This window comes from Vibrio sp. 10N.261.52.C2 (assembly GCF_041471425.1).
In the GTDB taxonomy this organism is placed as follows: Bacteria; Pseudomonadota; Gammaproteobacteria; order Enterobacterales; family Vibrionaceae; genus Vibrio; species Vibrio crassostreae_C.
The window spans coordinates 190,593-214,569 of the sequence record NZ_JBFROH010000032.1 but is presented as its reverse complement, the minus strand read 5'-3'; the positions used below and the strand labels follow the sequence as shown (position 1 = coordinate 214,569).

The 23,977-nt window shown below is 44.8% G+C and carries 22 protein-coding genes; 4 read left to right on the top strand and 18 right to left on the bottom strand.

Annotated features, from left to right (window positions below; genetic code table 11):
• Positions 1 to 15 precede the first annotated feature (15 nt).
• The 13 genes from AB4307_RS13435 to yceD all read right to left on the bottom strand — a co-directional run bounded on the left by AB4307_RS13435 (position 16) and on the right by yceD (position 10,611).
• A complete protein-coding gene (locus AB4307_RS13435; RefSeq protein ID WP_017067206.1) occupies positions 16 to 783 on the bottom strand; it encodes a TatD family hydrolase in 768 nt (255 codons plus the stop codon).
• Entirely contained in the window at positions 774 to 1,739 is a 966-nt protein-coding gene (locus tag AB4307_RS13430) for a DNA polymerase III subunit delta' (protein ID WP_017062147.1), read from the bottom strand. The genes AB4307_RS13435 and AB4307_RS13430 overlap by 10 nt, the downstream gene beginning before the upstream one ends.
• 6 nt (positions 1,740 to 1,745) lie before the next feature.
• The gene (gene tmk, locus AB4307_RS13425; RefSeq protein WP_017062148.1) at positions 1,746 to 2,378 is read right to left on the bottom strand and encodes a dTMP kinase; all 633 of its coding nucleotides are present in this window, start codon (positions 2,376 to 2,378) and stop codon (positions 1,746 to 1,748) included.
• A 10-nt stretch (positions 2,379 to 2,388) separates the two neighbouring features.
• Positions 2,389 to 3,405 carry an endolytic transglycosylase MltG gene (mltG, locus tag AB4307_RS13420; RefSeq protein WP_017062149.1) on the bottom strand — a complete coding sequence of 339 codons (1,017 nt, stop codon included), beginning with the start codon at positions 3,403 to 3,405 and terminating at the stop codon, positions 2,389 to 2,391.
• Positions 3,402 to 4,280: an aminodeoxychorismate lyase gene (gene pabC / locus AB4307_RS13415; RefSeq protein WP_065583975.1), complete on the bottom strand. Its 879-nt coding sequence runs from the start codon at positions 4,278 to 4,280 to the stop codon at positions 3,402 to 3,404. The genes mltG and pabC overlap by 4 nt, the downstream gene beginning before the upstream one ends.
• A 104-nt stretch (positions 4,281 to 4,384) precedes the next feature.
• The gene (gene fabF / locus AB4307_RS13410) at positions 4,385 to 5,629 is read right to left on the bottom strand and encodes a beta-ketoacyl-ACP synthase II (protein ID WP_010437291.1); all 1,245 of its coding nucleotides are present in this window, start codon (positions 5,627 to 5,629) and stop codon (positions 4,385 to 4,387) included.
• Between the two features lie 93 nt (positions 5,630 to 5,722).
• On the bottom strand, positions 5,723 to 5,956 hold the full coding sequence (acpP, locus tag AB4307_RS13405) for an acyl carrier protein (RefSeq protein WP_004737381.1): 234 nt from the start codon (positions 5,954 to 5,956) through the stop codon (positions 5,723 to 5,725).
• Between the two features lie 166 nt (positions 5,957 to 6,122).
• Entirely contained in the window at positions 6,123 to 6,857 is a 735-nt protein-coding gene (fabG, locus tag AB4307_RS13400) for a 3-oxoacyl-ACP reductase FabG (RefSeq protein WP_029235138.1), read from the bottom strand.
• Positions 6,858 to 6,882: 25 nt separating this feature from the next.
• Positions 6,883 to 7,806: an ACP S-malonyltransferase gene (gene fabD, locus AB4307_RS13395; RefSeq protein ID WP_017063479.1), complete on the bottom strand. Its 924-nt coding sequence runs from the start codon at positions 7,804 to 7,806 to the stop codon at positions 6,883 to 6,885.
• Positions 7,807 to 7,886: 80 nt separating this feature from the next.
• Positions 7,887 to 8,837, bottom strand: coding sequence for a beta-ketoacyl-ACP synthase III (locus tag AB4307_RS13390; RefSeq protein ID WP_017054985.1), 951 nt, complete (start codon positions 8,835 to 8,837; stop codon positions 7,887 to 7,889).
• Positions 8,838 to 8,842: 5 nt separating this feature from the next.
• A complete protein-coding gene (gene plsX, locus AB4307_RS13385) occupies positions 8,843 to 9,868 on the bottom strand; it encodes a phosphate acyltransferase PlsX (RefSeq protein ID WP_017062152.1) in 1,026 nt (341 codons plus the stop codon).
• Positions 9,869 to 9,877: 9 nt separating this feature from the next.
• Positions 9,878 to 10,048, bottom strand: a complete 171-nt coding sequence (gene rpmF / locus AB4307_RS13380; RefSeq protein WP_004737376.1) for a 50S ribosomal protein L32 — start codon at positions 10,046 to 10,048, stop codon at positions 9,878 to 9,880.
• Between the two features lie 35 nt (positions 10,049 to 10,083).
• Positions 10,084 to 10,611 (bottom strand): 23S rRNA accumulation protein YceD, encoded by a 528-nt coding sequence (gene yceD, locus AB4307_RS13375; RefSeq protein WP_017062153.1) that lies wholly within the window; start codon positions 10,609 to 10,611, stop codon positions 10,084 to 10,086.
• Between the two features lie 149 nt (positions 10,612 to 10,760).
• On the opposite strand from yceD, the gene AB4307_RS13370 reads away from it, so the two are divergent.
• Positions 10,761 to 11,342, top strand: coding sequence for a Maf family protein (locus AB4307_RS13370; RefSeq protein ID WP_372132059.1), 582 nt, complete (start codon positions 10,761 to 10,763; stop codon positions 11,340 to 11,342).
• A 293-nt stretch (positions 11,343 to 11,635) separates the two neighbouring features.
• Here AB4307_RS13370 and rluC read toward each other — a convergent pair whose 3' ends face one another.
• Entirely contained in the window at positions 11,636 to 12,580 is a 945-nt protein-coding gene (gene rluC / locus AB4307_RS13365) for a 23S rRNA pseudouridine(955/2504/2580) synthase RluC (RefSeq protein WP_017054981.1), read from the bottom strand.
• 618 nt (positions 12,581 to 13,198) lie between these two features.
• Here rluC and rne point away from each other — a divergent pair.
• Both rne and AB4307_RS13355 read left to right on the top strand, forming a co-directional pair.
• On the top strand, positions 13,199 to 16,366 hold the full coding sequence (gene rne, locus AB4307_RS13360; protein WP_372132057.1) for a ribonuclease E: 3,168 nt from the start codon (positions 13,199 to 13,201) through the stop codon (positions 16,364 to 16,366).
• 258 nt (positions 16,367 to 16,624) lie between these two features.
• Positions 16,625 to 18,172 carry a SulP family inorganic anion transporter gene (locus AB4307_RS13355; protein ID WP_017062156.1) on the top strand — a complete coding sequence of 516 codons (1,548 nt, stop codon included), beginning with the start codon at positions 16,625 to 16,627 and terminating at the stop codon, positions 18,170 to 18,172.
• A gap of 114 nt (positions 18,173 to 18,286) precedes the next feature.
• On the opposite strand, the gene AB4307_RS13350 is transcribed toward AB4307_RS13355, so the two are convergent.
• A complete protein-coding gene (locus AB4307_RS13350) occupies positions 18,287 to 18,736 on the bottom strand; it encodes a low molecular weight protein-tyrosine-phosphatase (RefSeq protein ID WP_017067202.1) in 450 nt (149 codons plus the stop codon).
• An 84-nt stretch (positions 18,737 to 18,820) separates the two neighbouring features.
• On the opposite strand from AB4307_RS13350, the gene cobO reads away from it, so the two are divergent.
• On the top strand, positions 18,821 to 19,426 hold the full coding sequence (cobO, locus tag AB4307_RS13345; protein WP_372132055.1) for a cob(I)yrinic acid a,c-diamide adenosyltransferase: 606 nt from the start codon (positions 18,821 to 18,823) through the stop codon (positions 19,424 to 19,426).
• 223 nt (positions 19,427 to 19,649) lie between these two features.
• On the opposite strand, the gene AB4307_RS13340 is transcribed toward cobO, so the two are convergent.
• From AB4307_RS13340 to apbC, 3 genes are all read right to left on the bottom strand, one after another.
• Positions 19,650 to 21,788, bottom strand: a complete 2,139-nt coding sequence (locus AB4307_RS13340) for an AsmA family protein (protein ID WP_102427874.1) — start codon at positions 21,786 to 21,788, stop codon at positions 19,650 to 19,652.
• Positions 21,789 to 21,894: 106 nt separating this feature from the next.
• Positions 21,895 to 22,536, bottom strand: coding sequence for a uridine kinase (udk, locus tag AB4307_RS13335; RefSeq protein WP_004734002.1), 642 nt, complete (start codon positions 22,534 to 22,536; stop codon positions 21,895 to 21,897).
• Between the two features lie 276 nt (positions 22,537 to 22,812).
• Entirely contained in the window at positions 22,813 to 23,889 is a 1,077-nt protein-coding gene (apbC, locus tag AB4307_RS13330; RefSeq protein WP_009848619.1) for an iron-sulfur cluster carrier protein ApbC, read from the bottom strand.
• Positions 23,890 to 23,977 lie beyond the last annotated feature (88 nt).

Here is a 23,977-nt window from a genome sequence, read left to right as displayed (position 1 = left end):
TGTTTACTTAGATTTTTATCGCAAAAAAAGTTTTTGGTAATTTTTGGTCGTTTGTTCGGCAACCTCTTTCATCGACACACCTTTTAATTGCCCAATGTAGGCCGCCACTTCGACGACATATGCAGGCTGATTCTGCTTCCCACGATATGGAATGGGCGCCAAATATGGAGAATCTGTCTCGATCAGCAACCTGTCTAGCGGTAGGTTCTTAACAACTTCTTTAAGTTCTGTAGCCTGCTTAAAGGTCACAATGCCTGAAATTGAGATATAGAAACCTAGTTCCATTGCTGCTTCAGCGAACGCTTGATCTTCGGTAAAGCAGTGAATCACACCACCACACTTCTCAGCTCCGCCATCACGTAAAATAGCTAATGTGTCTTCACGTGCGTTACGAGTGTGAATGATCAAAGGTTTATTCAGCTCAACGGCTAACTCAACATGCTGCTTAAATCGTAGCTGTTGCAGCTCCGCCGTCTCTGGTTGGTAGTGATAATCTAAACCTGTCTCTCCAATCGCCACAACCTTAGGGTTGCTCGCGTATTCACGCATTGTCTCTAGGCTGAAATCACTTTCAACATCGAGAGGGTGAACGCCACAAGAGGCTTTAACGTTATCAAACGGCGAGATCATCTCGAGCATATTTTCAAACGAATCGAGTGTCACACCGACAGAAAGCAATTGGTCTACGTTAGCAGCCTTCGCCTTGTTAACCACATCTTCTACGCTGGTGTGTAAATCTTGGTAATCCAGTTTGTCTAAATGACAGTGGGAATCTACGAACATGTTTCCTCGCAAGTGGCTATCAGCCAATTCATTATGAGTAGCTCCGTATTGAGCCCAGGGTGTTGCTTTAACTGCTCAATCAATGTCAGCAGTTTATTCGATGCTGCATAAGCACTTTGATAAGACATCGCCTCACACAGTGCTTTCGCACTCGGAGTGAAAGCCTGATTCGCCAAACCAAAATGCAGCTTCTGTACATCTGACAATAGATGCCAAAGCCAGCCAAGTTGAATCAAAGGGTCTTTGCTAAGCTCTGTAGAGAACTTTAGCATGTCAGGTTGAGTGCCTTTTATCACATTCACAAAGCCATCGAGCGCTTTTGTTGAAGCTTCAACGCCACCTTGCTCAAACATCGCTTTTGCTTTTAAAGGCGCGTTGTCATTGAGTGCTAAAATATACTGCGGTACCGCTTTGCCCACTTCACCATCTAACCACGCTGATGCTGTCTCTAACTGCGGACTAACCACATTGAATTGCTGACAACGGCTAATAATAGTCGGCATTAAGCGATTACTGTTACGAGTAGACAGAATGAAGATGCACTTGCTTGATGGCTCTTCCAGAGTTTTCAATAGTGCGTTGGAAGCCGATTCGTTCATTGCTTCAGCAGGGTTAAGCAAAATAACGCGCAAACCACCTAACTGAGAAGACTCTTGAGCCCAGCGGTTACTGGCACGCACTTGATCAACCGTGATCGACTTACCTTCTTTCTCGGGTGAGATCACATGAAAATCAGGATGACTGCCCGACTTCATTAACTCACAGCTGTGGCAAAACCCGCACGACTCGCTTTCATAGTTCGTGCACATCAATGCGTCGGTAAGTTGGCTAATCAAAGCATCAACGCCGAGCCCTTCCGGTGCATTAACAATCACAGAGTTAGGAAAACGCTCCGCATCGAGACTTTTTTTCCACTCACTCCATACCGGTGTGAGCCAAGAATACACTTCAGCCATGACTACCTACTGTTTGTCGAGCCAAGCAGTTAGCGCGACTTTAATATCAGCGGCTACTTGCTCAATTTCTTGCTGCGCGTTAATCACAAGTACAGAATCATCTTGTTCTGCAATTTCTAGATAGCGCTCACGCGTGCGGTCGAAAAATGAGATGTCCATCTTTTCAATTCTATCAAGCTCACCACGGCCTCTAGCACGCTCTAGCCCTACTCTAGGGTCTAGGTCCAAATATAGCGTTAGATCGGGTTTAAAGCCGCCTAGCGTGGTTGCTTTCAGTGATTCCATAGTCGTGCGCGCGATCTGGCGACCACCACCTTGGTATGCCTGTGAAGACATATCATGACGATCACCCAATACCCATTGACCATTGGCGAGTGCCGGCTTGATGACGTTCTCGACTAATTGAACACGTGCTGCATACATCAACAGCAATTCAGTCATGTCTTGAAGCTTCTCGCCTTCGTGCTCTTCTTTAACCAATGAACGCATCTTTTCAGCTAAGACAGTACCACCCGGCTCGCGAGTATTAACAATATCTTCAACACCCGATGCTTTTAATGTCTCAACGATGGCATTGATTGCTGTGCTTTTGCCAGCGCCTTCAAGGCCTTCAACCACGATAAATTTCGACTGATTCATAATTATTTCTTTATCTGTTTTTTCTTAATTGCTTTAAGTAAGCTCGCACTGCACGGTTATGCTCAGTCAAACTCTTTGAAAATACGTGCCCACCTGTTCCACTCGCAACGAAATACAAGTAGTTGCTCTTCTCTGGATTCAACGCCGCGTTGATAGACGCTTTGCCTGCCATAGCGATAGGTGTCGGTGGCAAGCCACTCATTGTATAGGTGTTGTAAGGCGTTGGCGTGCGTAAGTCTTTCTTACGGATGTTGCCATCGTAGCTGTCACCCATGCCATAGATAACCGTTGGGTCAGTTTGCAAACGCATACGCTTGTTTAGACGGTTAACAAACACAGAAGAAACACGCTCACGTTCTGACGCAACAGCGGTCTCTTTCTCAATGATAGATGCAAGAATTAACGCTTCGTATGGCGATTTAAGAGGCAGCTTATCCGCTCGATTTTCCCACTCTTCATTCACCACGCTCATTAGGTCTCGATGCGCGCGCTTCAACAAATCTAAATCAGTGGTGCCGTAGGTGTAGTGATACGTTTCTGCTAAGAAGAGACCTTCTAGCTTTTCGTTTTCAATACCCAACTTTTCAGCGATCTCTTTTTCAGAAACGCCATCCAATGTCTGTTGAATGAATTCGTTGTCTTTTAGCTGAACAAGCCATTCGTCAAAACGACTGCCTTCAACAAAGGTAATAGTAAACTGGTGTTCTTTCCCTTCTACAAGCACCTGTAGCGCTTGCTCTAAGGTTAAACCCGGTTCAAGCAGGAAAGTACCCGCTTTTACGTCTACAAGCTCAGGATGTAACTTACGGATTAATTTCTCGTAAGGAGAAGCCTCAAACAGCCCCTCGTTAATCAACTGGGCTAGAACGCGGTTAAAGCTGCTACCTGAAGCAACAGTCACGACTTGTGGTTTTTCTAATTGAATAACTTGTTTCAGGTTATCTTGCGCTTGGTTGTAAACATAAAAACCAGCAGCACCGGCTGCAATTAAGCACAAGATAATAAAAATAAATAACTTTTTGATCACGAGTTTAGTTGTCCTTGAAGGCTACGAGTAACGGTTCCAATGTTAAATTGGGTATCACTAATACGGGTAACTGGGGCAACCCCTAAAATGGAGTTTGTCATGAAAACCTCATCAGCTTGCATGAGTTGAGATAAGCAGTAGTCACTAATTGTAACGGAAAGTTCAGCCTGATTCAGCGCGGTTAACACTTGCTTACGCATAACCCCCGCGACACCACTTTGAGTGAGTTGAGGTGTGTATATCGACTGACCTTTGCGCCAGAACAGATTGGCCATGGTGGTTTCAATCACATTGCCCGATATATCAAGAACCACACCATCCACTTCATTAGCTTGATCCATTTCATCTTTCATCAAAATCTGCTCAAGGCGATTATTGTGCTTATGGCCAGCCAGTAGTGGGCTCAAACCTAGCGCTTGATGGCAGATACCGAGTTCAACACCGGAGTCTTGCCACGCTGAATAATGGCTTGGGTAATCAAAGGTACTGATGGTGATTGTCGGCTTGGCGATATTCTTGGTACTGTAGCCACGCCCACCCGCTCCACGACTAACGTGCAGCTTGATCCCTGCTTTTTGATTATGAGGCTTGTTGGCGTTATGGAGCTTCTTTGAACCATCAAGGCTCTTTGTGCCATGAAGAGCGTTATGTTGGATGTGTTGAAGCGCAGTATCGAGCCAAAGACTAACAACATCCCAATCAAGAGCAGAAATGCGTAGCGCTTTAAGGCACTCGTCGACACGGTGCTGATGATCGTGAAGATGTTGTATCTCACCATCACTCACGAGCATTGTCGTAAAACAGCCGTCTCCGTACTGAAACGAGCGATCCAAAATATCGATAGTTTGCTGGCTTTCTCCATCAACCCAAAACATGTTTTTCCCCATAAAAAGAAACGGCTCAATGCTAAAGCATCAAGCCGTTTAAAAACAAGTCTAATTGTGACTATCTACGAGTGTTTACGTCTTTAATAAGATGATTAAATCTTTTTGAAGATCAAACAGCCGTTTGTACCACCGAAACCGAATGAGTTACATGCAGCATATTCCATGTTGCTAACTTCACGCGCAGTGTGAGGTACTAAGTCAATATCTAAGCCTTCTTCAGGATCATCTAGGTTGATTGTTGGTGGAACAATTTGGTCAACCAGAGACATTGCCGTGATAATAGCTTCAGCAGAACCAGCAGCACCTAGAAGGTGGCCTGTCATTGATTTCGTAGAAGAAACCAATACTTGCTTGCTGCCTGCTTCGCCAAGAGCACGCTTGATGCCCTTAACTTCCGCTACGTCACCTGCAGGAGTCGAAGTACCGTGTGCGTTTACATAACCGATTTGTTCACCAGTAATGCCAGCATCACGCATAGCCGCTTCCATTGCTAGTGCGCCACCAGAGCCATCTTCACTTGGAGATGTCATGTGGTAAGCGTCACCCGACATACCGAAGCCAACTAGCTCACAGTAAATCTTAGCGCCACGAGCTTTCGCATGTTCGTACTCTTCAAGAACCATCATGCCTGCACCGTCGCCAAGAACGAAGCCATCACGGCCTTTGTCCCATGGACGAGAAGCTTTTTGAGGCTCATCGTTACGAGTAGAAAGTGCTTTAGCCGCACCAAAACCGCCCATACCTAGTGGAGTTGATGCTTTTTCAGCACCACCCGCTAGCATTGCGTCTGCATCGCCGTATGCAATCATACGAGCCGCGTGACCGATGTTATGTAGGCCAGTCGTACATGCAGTAGAAATCGCGATGTTTGGACCGCGTAGGCCACGCATGATAGACATGTGACCAGCAATCATATTCACGATCGTCGACGGTACGAAGAACGGGCTGATCTTACGAGGGCCTTTTTCAGTTAGAGCTTGGTGACCGGCTTCGATCAAACCAAGACCACCAATACCAGAACCGATAGCAACACCCACACGTGGAGCGTTTTCTTCAGTAATAGTTAGGGCTGAATCATCTAAAGCTTGAATACCTGCTGCGACGCCGTACTGGATGAACAAGTCCATCTTACGAGCATCTTTTTTAGTCATATACTCTTCGCAGTTAAAGTCTTTAACTAGACCTGCAAAACGAGTTGAGAAATTGGTTGCATCAAAATGATCGATATTAACGATACCACTTTGACCAGCTAGCAGGGCTTTCCAAGAAGATTCTACAGTGTTGCCTACCGGTGACAACATACCCATGCCAGTGACAACTACACGACGCTTGGACACGATTTTACACTCCGGGGATTGAGGTGATTTAAGATGAGGATAGATGAGTTAGATAAAACACAGGCGGTCGAGGTGACCGCCTGGGAGAGATTATTACTGAGCGCTAGTTACGTAATCGATAGCTGCTTGAACAGTAGTAATTTTCTCAGCTTCTTCATCTGGGATTTCAGTGTCGAATTCTTCTTCTAGAGCCATTACTAGCTCTACTGTGTCTAGAGAATCTGCACCTAGGTCATCAACGAAAGAAGCTTCGTTTTTAACTTCAGCTTCGTCTACACCTAGCTGTTCAACAATGATTTTCTTTACGCGTTCTTCGAGGTTGCTCATTTTTTCTTTTCCTTTACAGAGTTCGCTTTATGCGATGTTTTCCGTAGTTTATTCAATCTATTGAAAGTTGCAAGGTCAACTTTTCTGGTCAAACCACAATTTTCACGATTTTAACCGAAATTACGTATGATCTTGACTTAAATCATGCACAAATGTTGCACATAATTTACACCATGTACATACCGCCATTGACGTGAAGTGTTTCACCTGTGATATAAGCTGCCGCAGGTGACGCCAAAAATACCACAGCTTCAGCGATTTCGCGAGGGTCACCTAGTCGACCTGCTGGTACATTCGCCAAAGTTGCTGCACGTTGGTCATCATTTAGCGCTTTAGTCATGTCAGTTTCGATGAAACCAGGAGCTACAGTGTTCACTGTAACGCCACGAGACGCAACTTCACGAGCCATTGATTTAGTAAAACCAATTACGCCTGCTTTTGCAGCTGCGTAGTTAGCTTGACCAGCGTTACCCATTGTACCTACTACAGAACCAACGTTTACTATACGACCTTGACGCTTCTTCATCATGCCACGCAATACAGCTTTAGACATGCGGAAGATAGGAGTTAGGTTAGTATCGATGATGTCATTCCATTCGTCGTCTTTCATACGCATCAGTAGGTTATCACGAGTGATACCTGCGTTGTTAACTAGAATGTCAATCGCACCGAATTCATCGTTGATGGTTTTCAGTGTAGCAGCAATTGAGTCAGTATCCGTTACATTAAGAGCAAGACCTTTACCGTTCTCACCAAGGTACTCGCTGATTGCAGCTGCGCCGCCTTCAGATGTCGCAGTACCGATAACTTTAGCACCACGCTCAACTAAAAGTTCAGCGATTGCACGACCGATGCCACGGCTTGCGCCTGTAACTAGTGCAACTTTGCCTTCTAAATTCATCATAACTTCTCTATTAAGTGGTTATTTACTTAGCAGCTTCTAGTGATGCAGTATCATTAACTGCAGCAGCTGTCATAGTTTTTACGATTCGTTTTGTTAGACCAGTAAGAACTTTACCAGGGCCTAATTCAAGTAGCTTCTCAACGCCTTGCTCATTCATCGCTTGTACACCTTCAGTCCAACGAACTGGGCTGTATAGCTGACGAACAAGTGCGTCTTTAATTTTTGCAGGGTCTGTTTCAGCAATAACATCAACGTTATTGATAACAGGCAATGCTGGCGTGTTGAACTCTAGAGCTTCTAGAGCCACTGCTAGCTTATCTGCTGCTGGCTTCATCAGTGCACAGTGAGACGGCACAGAAACAGGTAACGGAAGTGCACGCTTAGCGCCCGCTTCTTTACAAAGTGCACCAGCACGCTCTACTGCAGCTTTGTTACCCGCGATAACAACTTGGCCAGGAGAGTTAAAGTTAACTGGAGACACAACTTCGTCTTGCGCAGCTTCTTCACACGCTTTAGCAATCGCTTCATCGTCTAGACCGATGATTGCGTACATTGCACCAACACCTGCAGGAACCGCTTCTTGCATCAGTTGACCACGTAGTTCAACCAGCTTGATCGCTTCTTTAAAGTCGATAACGCCGGCACATACAAGAGCAGAATATTCACCTAGGCTGTGACCTGCTAGATTTACAGGTTGCTCTAGGCCAAGCTCTTGCCATACACGCCAAATTGCAACAGACGCTGTTAATAGAGCCGGTTGAGTGCGAAAAGTTTCATTTAGATTTTCTACAGGACCATCTTGAACCAATGCCCATAGATCGTAACCAAGTGCTTCTGAAGCTTCAGCAAATGTCTTTTTAACAACATCATACTGTTCGCCTAGGTCAGCAAGCATACCGATAGCTTGAGAGCCTTGGCCTGGGAATACGATAGCAAATTTGCTCATTGTAATTTTCCTTTAAGCAAAGCAAAAAATTGAATAAGGCACATAAGTTATGTGCCTTGTTTGTTGATTATCGCTTAGGGTTAGAATTTAACTAACGCAGAACCCCAAGTGAAGCCGCCGCCAAATGCTTCAAGTAGAAGCGTTTGACCACGTTTAATTCGCCCGTCGCGAACAGCCTCATCTAGGGCCGTTGGTACGGTAGCTGCTGACGTGTTGCCGTGCTTATCAAGAGTAATCACTACTTGATCAAGCGACATCGTCAGCTTTTTAGCGGTTGCCGAGATAATACGGTAGTTCGCTTGGTGTGGAACTAACCAATCAAGCTCTGACTTATCCATATTGTTCGCCGCTAAGGTGTCTTTAACTAGCTTAGAAAGCTGAGTTACCGCCACTTTAAATACTTCGTTGCCCGCCATGTGCAGCCATTTGTCTGCATCACCGCCGCGCTCTGGTACTTCTAGGCTTAGAAGCTCACCGTATTTACCATCAGAGTAAATATGAGTAGACAAAATACCTGGCTCTTCGCTTGCGCCTACAACCACCGCGCCTGCTGCATCACCAAATAGGATGATAGTAGAGCGGTCAGTCGGATCACAGGTTTTTGACAGTGCATCAGCACCAATTACCAAAACGTTCTTACACATGCCAGTCTTGATGTGTTGATCAGCAACAGACAGTGCGTAGACAAAACCAGAACACGCTGCAGCCAAATCAAACGCAGGGCAGCCTTTGATACCAAGCTTGCCTTGTACCTGACATGCCGAAGACGGGAATGTGTGGCTACTGCTGGTTGTCGCAACGATGATTAAATCAATCTCTTCTTTGTCGATACCTGCCATTTCAATGGCATTTTCAGCAGCGTAAAACGCCATATCAGCAACGGTTTCGTTTTCCGCTGAAATACGACGCTCTTTAATACCAGTTCTAGCAACGATCCACTCATCGCTAGTCTCTACCATTTTCTCTAAGTCTGCGTTAGTACGCACCTGAGATGGCAAGTAGCTGCCAGTACCTAAAATTTTGCTATACATGAAGACTAATAATGCCTCTCGAGTAAAACCGCTTCCAAACGATCGCTAATGCGGCTGGGGACTTGTCGTTTGACCTCGTGTACTGCTTCACCAATCGCGTTGACGACTGCAGACACATCAGCACTTCCATGACTTTTAATGACAATGCCGCGCAATCCTAACAAACTTGCGCCGTTATACTGGTCGGGGTTCAAGGTTTTTAATTCAGTAAATAGCTCAGAAAACAGCATTCTGGCTATCCAACCCTTTATTGTTGAAGCCATCATGCGCGTTTTTAGCTTATCAATAAAGAGCTGAGCCGTACCTTCGCACGTTTTTAAGCAAACATTGCCCACAAAACCATCACATACGACGACATCAGCAGCATCTTGAAGTAATTGATTACCTTCAATATAGCCTATGAAGTTCACAGACTGAGTATTAGACAACATTTCAGCGCATCGTTTTACAAGGTCATTGCCTTTAATTTCTTCTGCACCGATATTCAAGATAGCGACACGTGGTGCGCGACCTAAATGTTGTTCTGCTAATGCACTGCCCATGACAGCAAACTGAAACAGTGAATCTGCGTCACTAGAAACGTTCGCCCCTAAATCAAGCATCCATGTGCGATTTCCGGATGCAGTAGGCAAAGCTGAAACCAATGCAGGCCTATCAATACCGGGAAGAAGCTTGAGTCTGAAACGGGATAAAGCCATCAATGCGCCAGTGTTACCACCACTCACACAAGCATCAGCCTGTGATTCGGCAACCAGATCGATAGCGGCACGCATAGAGCTACCCTGACTATTACGTAAGGCTAGTGAAGGTTTTTCAGAATTGGAAATGACTCGATCACAATGCTGGATACTCAAACGAGAATCAGGCATTCGACCTAATGAAGATAATTGAGATGTGATCGCGTTTCGATCACCTATTAGAATGACTTTTAGCTCTGGGAAATACGACAGTGCCTGCACGGCGGCAGGCACTGTTACACGAGGACCGAAGTCCCCGCCCATTGCATCAAGCGCAACGGTTAGATTTTGCAAAGGTCAACCTTACTTGTTGATAACCTTTTTGCCGCGGTAGAAACCTTCGGCAGTCACGTTGTGACGTAGGTGAGTTTCACCTGAAGTTGCGTCTACAGAAAGTGCAGCTGTAGTTAGCGCATCGTGTGAACGACGCATGCCACGCATTGAACGTGATTTCTTGCTCTTTTGTACGGCCATTGACCCTACTCCTATGTAAATTCTTAAAGAAGCAATTACTTCTTTAAGCTTTTTAAAACATCAAATGGATTCGGCTTTTTGTCTTCCTCAATTTCTTCAGGAAGTTCACCAAACACCAAGTTATTTGAGTTAACGCTACATTTCGCATCGTCGTGCATTGCTATTTGTGGCAATCCAAGGATGAACTCGTCTTCAACTAATTGAATCAGGTCTAACTCACCGTACTCGTTCAGATCTACCAAATCGTACTCTTCCGGTGCTTCCTCTTCACTTTTCTCACTGTAAACAGGAGTATAAGTAAATTGGACATCGCACTCATGTGCGAAAACCTCATTACAACGTTGACACTCTAAATCGACTTCGACGTTAGCTTTACCAGAGATAACGACTAATCGTTGTTCATCAAGCCCAAATGACATTGAGACTTGCGCGTCACGTTTTACGCCTTCAGTTGCTTCAGTTAAACGCTTCAAAAGACTGACCTGGATGATACCATCCATATCGAGTCGTTTTTGAGCCGTTCTTGCCGGATCAACTGTACGCGGTATTTTTTCCTTTTGCATAGGGCGCGAATCTTATCTTCCAAATCGTGTTTAGTCAAAGGAAATGGCAAAAAAAATGTACTTTCCTGCCTTTCCTATTCAGAGCATTATGAATAGCAGGACAAGTTACGTTATCCTGAGATAAATGCTTCCTTGAATTGTAAATTAAAATGAGAAATTACCAACTAGTTTTAGCCTCTACATCACCATTTAGGCAAGAGATCCTCAAAAAACTACAGTTAAGCTTCATTACAGCCAAGCCAGACTGCGATGAAACGCCGCTTCCAGAAGAGACACCACAACAGTTGGTGATGCGCCTTGCTGAGACCAAAGCTAAGTCTTGTGTTGTGGAGCAACCTAGCTTAGTCATTGGTTCTGATCAGGTTTGCGTAATTGATGGAGAGATCATTGGTAAGCCTCACACTCGAGAAAAAGCGATCGAGCAGTTATCTCGTCAAAGCGGCAAGAACATTACTTTTTATACTGGGCTTTCGGTTTGGAACAACGAAACCAATGAAGCTGACACGCGTCTCGACACCTTTGTAGTGCATTTCCGCGATTTAACTAAGCAACAGATCATGAGTTATGTTGAGAAAGAGCAGCCTTATTACTGCGCAGGTAGCTTTATGTGTGAAGGGTTAGGCATCGCGTTGTTTAAACAGATGGAAGGGAAAGACCCAAATACTTTGATCGGCTTACCGCTGATCGATCTAGTCGATATGTTAGAAGCGCAAGGAATGGGTGTACTATAACGGATACGCTCTCTTTGTTAGAGATCCCTACTCCTTCCTTCGTCAGTCTAGGGAATGGCGGAACACGCAATTTTATCTAACCAACTAATGATATAGAGCGTGATTTTAAAAAGTCGTCATCCTCAAGAGCGAGGAACGAGCGACTTGGGGATCTTCTACAACAGATGAAAACAAAAAAGGTTGACGATATTCGTCAACCTTTCTCATTTATGGATACTGAAGAACAAATTTAGAGGCACTCTATACCTTCGTATCTCGTATCTCGTATCTCGTATCTCGTATCTCGTATCTTCTTAAAGCTTACGTAAACCAGTTAGGGCTTTCTCTAGCCTTCTTTCCATTGGCGCCGAGATATCCATCTTCTCTTCACTACCTGGGTGTGTGAACTTGATGTTTGCTGCATGTAGGAACAGACGATCAAGACCAACCTTACCCGTGTAAGCATCAAAACGACGATCACCGTAGCGATCATCCCAAGCAATTGGGTGACCAGTATACTGAGCGTGCACACGAATTTGGTGTGTACGGCCTGTGATTGGGCTAGCTTGAATCAACGTCGCCTCTTGGAATTTTTCTAAAACCTTAAAACGGGTTTCAGAAGCTTTACCATTCGGGTTAACTCGAACAATGCTGTTCACTTCATTTTTCAACAAAGGTGCGTTGACGACTTTGCAGCTGTTCTTCCATTCGCCCATAACTAAAGCGAAGTAGTATTTTTGAACCGTTTTTTCACGGAACTGTGCTTGAAGGTGTCTTAGCGCCGAGCGCTTCTTAGCAACAAGCAAAATGCCAGACGTATCTCTATCGATACGGTGCACTAATTCAAGAAAACGAGCATCAGGGCGAAGAGCACGTAATGCTTCAATCGCGCCAAATTTTAATCCGCTACCACCATGAACAGCAGTGCCAGACGGTTTGTTAAGAATTAGCATGTGATCATCTTCATAAATGATGCACTGTTCTAATTCTGAAACCTTGTTGAGTTTCGTGCTCGGCACGTTCTCTTCTGTTTTCTCTTCAATAGTAACCGGAGGGATACGAACTAAATCGCCAGCTTTTAGTTTGTACTCAGCCTTGATGCGTTTTTTATTTACGCGGACTTCGCCTTTACGCACGATTCGGTAAATCATGCTTTTCGGGATGTTTTTTAATTGGTTGCGTAAGAAGTTATCAATACGCTGACCAGCCATATCTTCGTCAATGTCGACGAATTGGACTTGGGTTCTAATTTCGCTCATTGCGCTATTGTATCACTGTCACTTTTGATAATTGAGATTTTCTTAGCCCTATTCCGAACTTATTTATCCCTAATCCTTACCGATCTATCCCAAAATGGTCATTGAAGTTCTATATTTCTTTGATTCTTCGAACAAAAAAGCATCAAGATTCCTGCAAATTAAAATATCAATTGATAAATTATTTATAGACAGTGAGTTAGAGCTATCAAAACCCAAACAAAAACTGTTTTTTTTACAGCATTCCGACAAAGCAGATTGCTGTGTTTACCGACCGCTGCTATAGTTCACAGCTGCTATCAATGGTTTGACTATTATTTAAACAGCTAACCATTCATAAGCAAGTAAATGAGTAGATAACTCAGATTAGACAGTGCTGCAATCGGCGTAAGACACGGTCAACTGAGTTCCTTATCGCTCTACTCACGTACACTCATGTTGAGTATTCACCGCCACATCGCGGATCATAGGCTAACTCCCTATGATGACTGACGTGCCCCAGAGCATCCCTCTCCAGCCGGGAGGCTGCACCGATAAAGCCATGGGATCTGGCACCATGAGAAACGAAATAAAGCGATAAGAACAATGATGAAAATAAGAAAAGACAATGAGAACTTCTAAATGAAAAGAATGTTAATTAACGCAACTCAAAAAGAAGAGTTGCGTGTCGCTTTGGTTGATGGCCAACGACTGTTCGATCTAGATATCGAAAGTCCAGGTCACGAGTCAAAGAAAGCGAATATCTACAAAGGACGTATTACCCGTATTGAACCAAGCCTAGAAGCGGCATTCGTTGATTACGGCGCAGAACGTCACGGTTTCCTCCCTCTTAAAGAAATTGCCCGCGAATACTTCCCTGAAGGTTATACATACCAAGGCCGTCCTAGCATTAAAGAAGTGCTAAAAGAAGGCCAAGAAGTAATCGTACAAGTAGAGAAAGAAGAACGTGGTAGCAAAGGTGCTGCACTGACAACTTTCATCTCTTTGGCTGGTAGTTACTTAGTTCTTATGCCTAATAACCCTCGTGCTGGCGGTATTTCTCGTCGTATCGAAGGTGATGAACGCACTCAACTGAAAGCAGCATTAAGCACTCTTGAGCTTCCTCAAGGTATGGGCTTAATCGTGCGTACAGCGGGTGTTGGCAAAAGCGCAGAAGAGCTAGAGTGGGACCTGAATGTTCTATTGAACCATTGGGGCGCTATCAAGCAAGCTTCTGATTCAAATGCAGCTCCTTTCCTAATTCACCAAGAGAGTAACGTTATTGTTCGCGCAATTCGTGACTACCTACGTCGTGATATTGGCGAGATTCTAATCGACAGCAATACTATTTTTGAACGTGCACAAGCGCACATTCAATTAATACGCCCAGATTTCATGAATCGCGTTAAGAAATACGATGGTGAAGTGCCACTATTCAGCCATTACCAGATTGAAAGCCAGATCGAATCGGCTTTCCAACGTGAAGTTCGTCTTCCATCTGGTGGTTCTATCGTAATCGACCCAACAGAAGCACTGACTTCTATCGATATCAACTCTGCTCGTGCAACAAAGGGCGGCGATATTGAAGAAACAGCACTTAACACTAACCTAGAAGCTGCCGATGAAATTGCACGTCAATTACGTCTACGTGACCTAGGTGGTCTTGTTGTAATCGACTTTATCGATATGACCCCGGTTCGCCACCAACGCGAAGTAGAAAGCCGTCTACGTGATGCCGTTCGTTTAGATCGCGCACGTGTTCAGATTGGTCGTATTTCTCGCTTTGGTCTTCTAGAGATGTCTCGTCAACGTTTGAGCCCATCACTAGCAGAAGCAAGCCACCACATTTGTCCTCGTTGTACAGGTACTGGTGTTGTTCGTGATAACGAATCTCTAGCACTTTCTGTTCTACGTTTGATTGAAGAAGAAGCTCTAAAAGACAACACAGCACAAGTACTTGCTGTTGTGCCTGTTCCAATCGCTTCTTACCTTCTGAACGAAAAACGTCGCTCAGTAAACCACATCGAGAAGAACCAAGAAGTTAAGATCACTGTTGTTCCTAACTCAGACATGGAAACGCCGCATTTTGAGGTTATCCGTGTTCGTGAAGGTGAAGAGTTCGATCTACTATCTTACTTGCTGCCTAACAAGCTAGAAGCTCTAAAAGAAGCGGAAAGCAAAGAGCCTGCTGAACAGACTATTCGTCCTAAGAAGATCGAAGAACCTGCTCTGAAAGGCTTCGCAGCTCCTGCTCAATCAGCACCAACTCCTGCTCCAGCACCTAAAGCTGTAGAAGAGAAGAAAGCTGAACCAGCAGCGACTCAAGAACCAGGCCTAATTGGTCGTTTCTTCAAAGCTATCGGTAGCTTCTTATTTGGCTCTTCAACTCAAGAAGAGAAAAAAGAAGAAGAGAAGAAAGAAGAAGAAAAACCTAAAAACAATCGTAACAACGGCAACCGTCAACGCCGTGATCGTAACGATAACCGTCGTCGTAACCAACGTGGTGAGCGTGGCGAACAGCGTAACGACCGTGGTGAACGTGGTGACAATCGTAACGAAAACCGTGACAACAAACGCCGCCGTAAGCCAGCTCGTGATGAGAAGCCTGAAGAGCAAAAAGAAGCAGCTCCACAGCAAACTCGTCAGCCTCGCAAGCCTAAGCAAGACCGTCGCAACAAGCCACGTGATGAGCAGAAGCAACGCGAAGAGCAAGCACCATCTAAATTAGCAGAAGAAGGTCTACAGCTAGCAGCAGAAGCACAAGCTGGTAAACCGGAAGCGCCTAAGGCTAAACCTGAAGCGAAAGCAGCTAAGATTAAAGAGCGTCGTCAGCGTCGTAAACTGAACAAGCAAGTTCGTGTTAAAGACCAACAAGCTCAAGCTGAAGATAACGCTTCAAAAGAGCAGGTTGCTGCTAAAGAACTATCTGTTTCAAAAGAACAGTCAGTAGCTCAAGAGCAAAAAGTTGCGGAACAAGTAGAAGCAACTCAAGCGAATGCAGAGCAAACTGAACAGGAAGAGCCGAAACAACGTCGTAACCGTCGTTCTCCACGTCACCTACGTGCAAGTGGTCAACGTCGTCGTCGCGGTCGTGATCGTCGCCCTAACCCATTCCGCCTACGTAAAGGTGGTGTAGCTTCTCCAGAGATGGCTATGGGTAAAGTGATGCCTCGCTTCATTCCAAAACCTCACCACAAGCAGGCAAAGCCTGAAGTGGCTGAAGTTCAAGTAGCAGCTGAAGCTCAAACATCTGTTCAAGAGCAGAATGTTGCTCTAGAGACGGCGCCACAAAGCAACGTAGCAATGACTGGCGGCTTCGCATGTCCAGAGCTTGCAATGGGTAAAGTTATCATCCGTCGTGAAGATGCTGCTGTTGAAGCTCAAGTAGCTGAGACTCCTGCTATAGTTGAAGCTCCTGCAGTCGTTGAAGAAGCACCAGTGGTTGTTGAAACCGCGAAAGTTGAAGCTCCAGTGATTGCAGAAGCGACGAAAGTTGAAGCGCCTGTTGTAGCAGAAGCTGTGCAAGCAGAAGCAACACCAGTTGTTGAAGCTGAAGCGCCTAAAGCTGAAAGTGCAAAAGTTGAAGAAGCACCTGTTGTTAAAGCAGAAGCTCCTAAAGCGGCACCAAAGGCAGCTGTTGCTAAGAAGCAAGCCGGTTCACCAATGACTAAAGCTCCTGGTCCTCAAGAGATCAAAGAGATTGAAGTGATTGCAGCTCCGTTCCGCACTGAACGTTTTGTATCGAAAGGTGCAGGCAGTCAGGCAGCGTCGAACAAAGCTGGCGCGGCGATGACTAAGCCAAACTACTAGTGATTACTGATAGGTAATCGCGAGTAAATAGAATCAAAGGCTGCTTATTAAAGCAGCCTTTTTCATATCTACTAATCGAATAAAAATTAACAGATATATTACTCAAAGTTAGGTTCAACCTTGAACTTAATCACATTTTTGGGTAGCATTCGCGCACTTATCTTTTCGACACTTCGCTATTGCCGCTCTTTTCCATCACTGTTTGGCTACGCAATACACCCGTGTCGGTAAATCCATCTTAAGCATAGCTGAGCAAACATGTTCGAATTCCCACAATTTTCAAAGCACTCTGTAAAGAATGACGTGCTTTCAGGTCTTACAGTAGCCCTGGCTCTGGTACCTGAAGCTGTAGCATTCGCCTTTGTTGCTGGCGTTGACCCAATGGTTGGTCTTTATGCAGCATTCATCGTAGGTTTAATCACTTCTGTCTTTGGCGGCCGTCCAGGTATGATTTCTGGCGCAACCGGCGCAATGGCCGTTGTAATGGTGAGCCTAGTGGCAACCCATGGTGTTCAATACCTATTCGCAGCCGTTATGCTGGCTGGCCTTCTGCAAATTGCAGCAGGTGTATTTAAACTAGGTAAATTTATCCGTATCGTTCCACACCCAGTAATGATTGGTTTCGTGAACGGTTTGGCCATTGTTATCTTCCTAGCTCAACTTGGTCAATTTAAAGCGCCAGACGTAACAGGTGCGTTGACTTGGTTACCAAGCGGTCAAATGACACTAATGCTAGGTCTAGTAGCCCTTACAATGGCTATCATCCACTTCCTACCTAAGCTAACAACAGCAGTACCATCTTCATTAGTTGCTATTGTTACAGTAACGGCTTTGGTTGTGGGTCTTGACCTTGAAACTCGCACTGTTGTCGACTTCCTACGTACAATGTCTGGTGACGAAGCTGCTACGCTAGCGGGCTCTCTTCCAACATTCTCAATTCCTGCTGTTCCGTTTTCTTTAGATACACTACAGATCATCCTGCCTTACGCAATTATCCTTGCGGCTATCGGCCTGATTGAATCTCTGCTGACACTGACAGTACTAGACGAAATGACAAACACTCGTGGTCAATCTAACCGTGAATGTGTTGGTCAAGGTATGGCTAACGTAACGTGTTCTGTATTCGGTGCGATGGGTGGTTGTGCGATGATCGGTCAATCGATGATCAACGTAAACTCAGGTGGTCGTGGTCGTCTTTCAGGTATCGTCGCCGCAGTTGCACTACTGATGTTCATCCTGTTCGGTTCTGCACTGATTGAAATGATTCCTCTAGCAGCACTTGTGGGCGTAATGTTCATGGTTGTTATCGGCACATTTGAATGGGCAACCTTCAAGCTTGCGCGTCGCGTTCCTAAACAAGACTTCTTCGTTATCGTTCTTGTTACCGTAGTAACAGTACTGACTGATCTTGCTGTGGCAGTAGGTGTTGGTGTTGTCGCTTCTGCGCTAATGTTTGCTTGGCAACATGCTAAACACATCTACGCAGATACATCAGTAAACGCTGAAGGCTCAAAAGAGTACAAAGTTAACGGCCCAATCTTCTTTGGTTCAACGGCTAACTTCCTAGAGTTGTTTGACGCATACAACGATCCACAAGATGTAATCGTTGATTTCGCAAACTCACGCGTGACTGACCACTCTGCAATTGAAGCGATCGACACGATTGCTGACCGTTACGCGGCGCTAGGTAAAACACTTCACCTTCGCCACCTAAGCCAAGACTGTGTTGCTATGCTGCACAAAGCAGGTAGCTTAGTTGAAGCGAACGTTGCAGAAGACCCAATCTACAAAGTAATGTCTAAGTAATCTTAGCTGTAGCTTTAAGTTAGATTTAGAGAGGCCGACATTCAATGTCGGCCTTTTTTATACCTATCGGTCAGCCCTTACGCTGATAACAAAACGACGTACATTGTTCCTACACTACATCGAACGCAGTATCGCTTCGCTAGACTCTTCGATTAAATCCAACACCAATTCAAAACCATTTCCCTCACCATAATACGGATCGGGGATCTCTTGATATTGTGACTCTCCAAAGCTCAAAAATAATGCGAGCTTGTATTGGAGGTGAACTGGGCATTGGCTCATTAAGTCGTCTAAATTCGCCCTATCGGCCGCGAGTATCAGGTCAAATTCTTCGAAGTCATTATCTACCACTTTACGAGAAGTAATCCCCTTAAAGCTGTAGCCTCGCTTCTCTCCTGCAGATTTGGATCGCGAGTCTGGCGGGTTGCCTTGATGAAAACCAATCGTCCCCGCAGAGTCGACCACAACATCAATATCCAGCTGTTGCGCTTTCTTCCTTAGCACCGCTTCACCTGTTGGCGAGCGGCAAATATTCCCCATACAAACTACGAGTATCTTTTTCATCCCTAATCACCTGTTCTTCCGATGGTTTTTGCTATCGTTAAGTTAGGCTATGATAGACGCAATCACAACTTAAAAGGATTTGTTATGTCGACTGAAGACAACAAAGAACAACGCCACAAAGCAAGACAACAGAAAGTAAAAAAACAAGTCGATGCACGTGTCGCTGCAGCACAAGAAGTAAAAGGCCTATTGCTGGTCATCACGGGTAACGGTAAAGGTAAATCAACATCCGGTTTTGGTACGATTACACGTGCAGTTGGTCATGGTAAGAAATGCGCCGTTGCTCAGTTTGTTAAAGGTACCTGGGATAACGGCGAAAAAAACGTTCTGCAAAAGCTTGATGTCGAGTTCCAAGTCATGGGCACAGGCTTTACTTGGGAAACTCAGAACAAAGCGCAAGATATTGAAGCTGCGCAGCGTGTATGGAAAGAGTGCCAACGCATGCTGGCTGATGAGTCGATCGATGTGATTCTGTTTGATGAACTGACTTACATGGTTAGCTACGGTTACATCGAACTCGATGAAGTGGTTGAGGCGTTGAATAACCGCCCGAAGATGCAGTCTGTCATCATTACAGGTCGTGGCGCGCACCGTACTCTTACTGAGATAGCAGATACAGTATCTGAAGTTCGCAATGTGAAACACGCTTTTGAATCTGGTGTTAAAGCGCTACAAGGCGTTGACTGGTAATCACCTTCAACCAGAGGTCCCCGACTCGGTCATTCTTCCCTCTCGAGGATGACGACCACTAGGCCGTTACGCTCTTGAACAAAGGACGACGGCCTATCGTCATTCCCTAGAGCGAGGGACGAGTGTCATAGGGAATCTCTCTTGAGTATTATCGAGCCAAAAATAAAAAGCGCCATTCCTACAACAGGAGTGGCGCTTTGTTCATTTTTAAATGAGATGAAGACTAGTTAAACAAACCTTTTAGTAGACCGTTTACTGCGTCTCTTGTTTTCTCATCTTTGATCTTGTCACCGTACTTTTCGTCTAACTTTTCTAAACCACGATCAATTTCTTTCTGTGCTTTCTGTTTCAATACATCATCAAAAACAAGTGCAAATTTCGGGGCTGCCCACTGACCTGTTACCTTAATTGGGATAGTCACATCTTTCAGGTCGTCGATGCTCTTACCGCCCTGACCTTCAAGTGAACCCACAATTGATGTACGCACAAGGAAGTCGACCGTTTCATTGATGAAGTTTGCTTTACCTTGACCTGTCACACGTAACAGTGGCGACTGTGCTGATAAGTCGTTAGTTGAAACCCAACCTTTATCCACTTTCAGCGTCGCTTTCATTGCACTGAAGTCCGTTTTTTGAGCTTCATTTGTGCTTTCAACTTTCTCGCCCTTGATCTTAGCGTAGTTTTCTCGAATCAGTTGAGCTACGTTGATGCCGTTAACTGCACCATCTTCAAAGTTAATCGCGATAGTACCGACTAGGTTTTTCTTGATACCCGTCGGAGTTAGACTCTTACCTTTCACGTTGACATCAATATTACCGGTACCTTCCAGCATATCGTTATCTGCAACATCAACCAGTAACGGTTGTACTTTCACGCCTTTGATTTTCTTCTTAGCCGTGTAAGTCGCTGGTGTTTTACGAGCGTCTAACTTTGCAGTAGCAGAAATAGAACCTTGGTAAAGATTCGAGGTGAATGAGGTTAGCTCTGCGATACCACGGTTAACCGAAAATGCGGTTTTAACATTCTGCATCTTCGCGTTGTTCGCCTTGAACTTATCAATCGTGATGTCACCTTTCACGTCTAACGTTTTCAGAGCCGACAGATCAGGTTCCACTTCTTTAGCTGGATCTGAACTACCAGAACTTGACGTTGAACCACCAGCAGAACCAGAAGGCGCTGTGCTCGCTGTTTCTGTTGTATTGCCTAAGCCTAAGAATTCATCTAAATCAATATTCGGGCTATGAAGAGAGAAACGAACCTTTGGTATTTCAGATAGGATTACGTCTGCTTTACCGTCTAATGCAATAGCGTTAGCTTGTAGCTTCTCTAACACAAAGCTCAGGTGGCTCTTGTTAAGATCGAAGCTTAAGTCAGACAGCATGTCGACTTTCATTGGAGACTGAGGAAGCGTGTCGCCTTTGAATGTTGAGTCTAACGTTAACTTGTTCAGCGTTACTTTTGAAATCGCGCTATCAACAGTAAGTTCACCGCCACCTTTAAGATCAAGGTCAAGGCCAGCTGCATTACCGATTACAGCGTAAGTCAGTTGGTTTACCTTATCGAACTCAAACGTATTCAAGCCAATTTTTGCTGACTCAATCGACGTCGCTGGATCATTGAACTTAGCGTTTAAGTCGATATTACGAAGTGCGTAACTTGCAAAGCCTTCAGCTAATTTGAATTCTGCACTGCCTTGTGCAGAGAACTTCTGTTGATTGTTCTCACCAGAAGCCGCAAATGTCGCGGTTGTCCATGTATCAACGGCAAACTCAGAAAGATTCAAAGACACATCGTATAGCTTAGTGAATGAACCCGCTTGCTTGTCGTCCATTTCAAACAATGCGTTTGATACAGTTACGCCTGCAAGGTTGATCGTCCAACCCGATGCGTCTGTGGTAGTTTGCTCTTGAGGGGCAGGCGCTGATTCAGAACTTGTGCCTGCTGCAGGCTCAGATTCTTGAGGCGCTGACGCTTGCGTTAGTGCATCAATGTTCTTGCGACCATCTTTAAGCGTTTCTAAATAGAATTCTGCACCATCTAGAGTAATGTTGCCGATCTCTAGTTGGTTGCTAAATAGCGGAGTAACCGAAACGTCAACGCCAACGGTATCAACCTTAAATAGGTTAGGTTGCGTAAAACCTTCAGGGTTGCGTAATTCAGTTTGACCAAGTTCAAAGCCAATGGATGGGAAGAATTGCCAGCTGATATCACCCTCGATCACTAGCTCTAGGCCTGTGTGTTTTTGGGCTTGTTCGACAATTAATGGCTTAAATTGGTTGGGATTCACTAACAGCACTAGTGCCAGAATTGCTGCAACGACAACAAACACTGGTACAGCTATGAAAATGAGTAGTTTCTTCATCCGCATATTCCTTGCTTAGATTCCAAAAGAAAGTGGCACTATAAAAGTGCCACTGATTCGGTAAAAAATAAAGCTAAGTGAGTCACTTAGGCAAAATTTTATTCGATTAAGACTTCAACAACTTCGCAATGTGCGCTTTTAGCACATCAATCGCAATACGGTTTTTACCACCACGAGGAACGATGATGTCTGCATGTTGTTTTGAAGGCTCGATAAACTGCATGAACATTGGACGTACTGTTTCTTGGTATTGCTTAAGTACAGTGTCCATTGTACGACCACGCTCTTCTACATCACGCTTAACACGGCGTAATAGACAGATGTCTAATGGTGTATCCATAAACACACTTGCGTGCATTAGTTTACGAAGACGCGGGTCTGTTAGAAGCAGAATACCCTCTAAAATGATCACTTTCTTTGGAGTAAGTGTAGTCGTTTCAGAAGTACGTGTGTGCTCTGTGTAGCTGTATTCAGGAACTTCTACGGCGTTGCCACTCATTAGCTGCTGTAGATGTTCACATAAAAGATCATGATCTAGTGCATTTGGGTGATCGTAGTTAGTTTTAACACGCTCTTCCATACTCAAGTGGCTTTGGTCGCTGTAATAGCAATCTTCCGTGATAACACCAATTTGATGGTCGCCTACTTTTTCGCGCAATTCATTATAAATTGTACTAGCAATCAGACTTTTTCCTGAAGCTGAAGCGCCAGCGATACCTACGATGACACATTGATTATTATCAGACATTAATTTTGCACCCGATATGGTTTGGTGGTGGGAAGAGATAAACCGCCTGATTATAGGGGCTAAAGCACATAGATTCTAGTCGCCATTTTAGCTAATTGCAGTCAAATTGATGATATCAATGCATTTAATGAATGCAATCGTTTGCTTTCAAATAACTTGCCTACAACTATTTGCACAAGCCCAATGGATATTGACTTAAATCCACCGCTGTTTATCTAATCCAAACTATATTTAAACGACTTTGTGATTAACTTGCGCTATTCAACCATAGATTCGTTATTCAACCATAGAGAAGTTAATCGCTTCTGGTCTCGCCTTGCCGGTCCAGAACATCTTCGCAGCCACATTCTCTGCAAGCTCTAAGTAGTGACGTGTATGTTCACTATCTGGACGACGAATCACCGTCGGGCAACCTGCATCGATATCTTCTCGCACATCAATATGAAGAGGGATCTGTGCCAAAATATCGAGGTAAAACTCTTCTGACATAGCTTCGGCACCACCAGCACCAAAGATATGCTCTTTCTCACCACAGTGACTACAAATATGATAGCTCATGTTTTCAACTAAGCCTGCGACTGGCACACTCACCTTATCAAACATCGCTACGCCTTTACGTGCATCCGCTAGCGCCAAATCTTGAGGAGTGGTCACCACTACAGCCCCGGTCACTGGGATCTGTTGCGATAACGTCAGCTGAATATCGCCCGTGCCCGGTGGCATATCAATAACTAGATAATCCAACTCTGGCCATACGGTTTCGTTAACAAGCTGACCTAAAGCCTTGGCCGCCATTGGACCGCGCCAAATCGCAGCGTCATCTTTCGACACAAGATAACCGATAGAGTGAGTGAAAATACCGTGCGCTTCGATTGGCATCATCCACTTGTTATTCTGGACTTCTGGTTTCGCATCTAATTGGCCAAGCATCATAGGTACAGAAGGACCATAGATATCCGCATCCAACAAACCCACTTTTGAACCAGACTTAGATAAAGCCAAAGCAAGGTTGACTGAAGTGGTCGATTTACCCACCCCACCCTTTGCAGATGTCACGGCGATGATGTTCTTCACCCCCTTCAATGGTGTCGCAACCGTGGTTTCTAACGCAGACGGCTTCACCTTCACTTCAAACTGAAAAGCGCTAACAAGCTGTTGTTCAATCTGAGAGTGAATCCACTGTTCCAATTCAACCGCAAGCTGATTAGCGGCAAAAGGTAAGGTGATAACAAATGATCCACGCGGATCAACCGATACAATATTTTGGTGTAGCGCCCACTCTGGGATGAGGATTGGTGACTCGAACTCATTCAACCATGAACAGAAATCTTGCTTAGAAGTAAAGTTACGCATTGGGACTCCTTTTTTTATTTATGCTATCACCCACGAGATGAAGACTGAACCCCTAAAAAACTAGGGGAATCCTTAGTCTGATACCTTG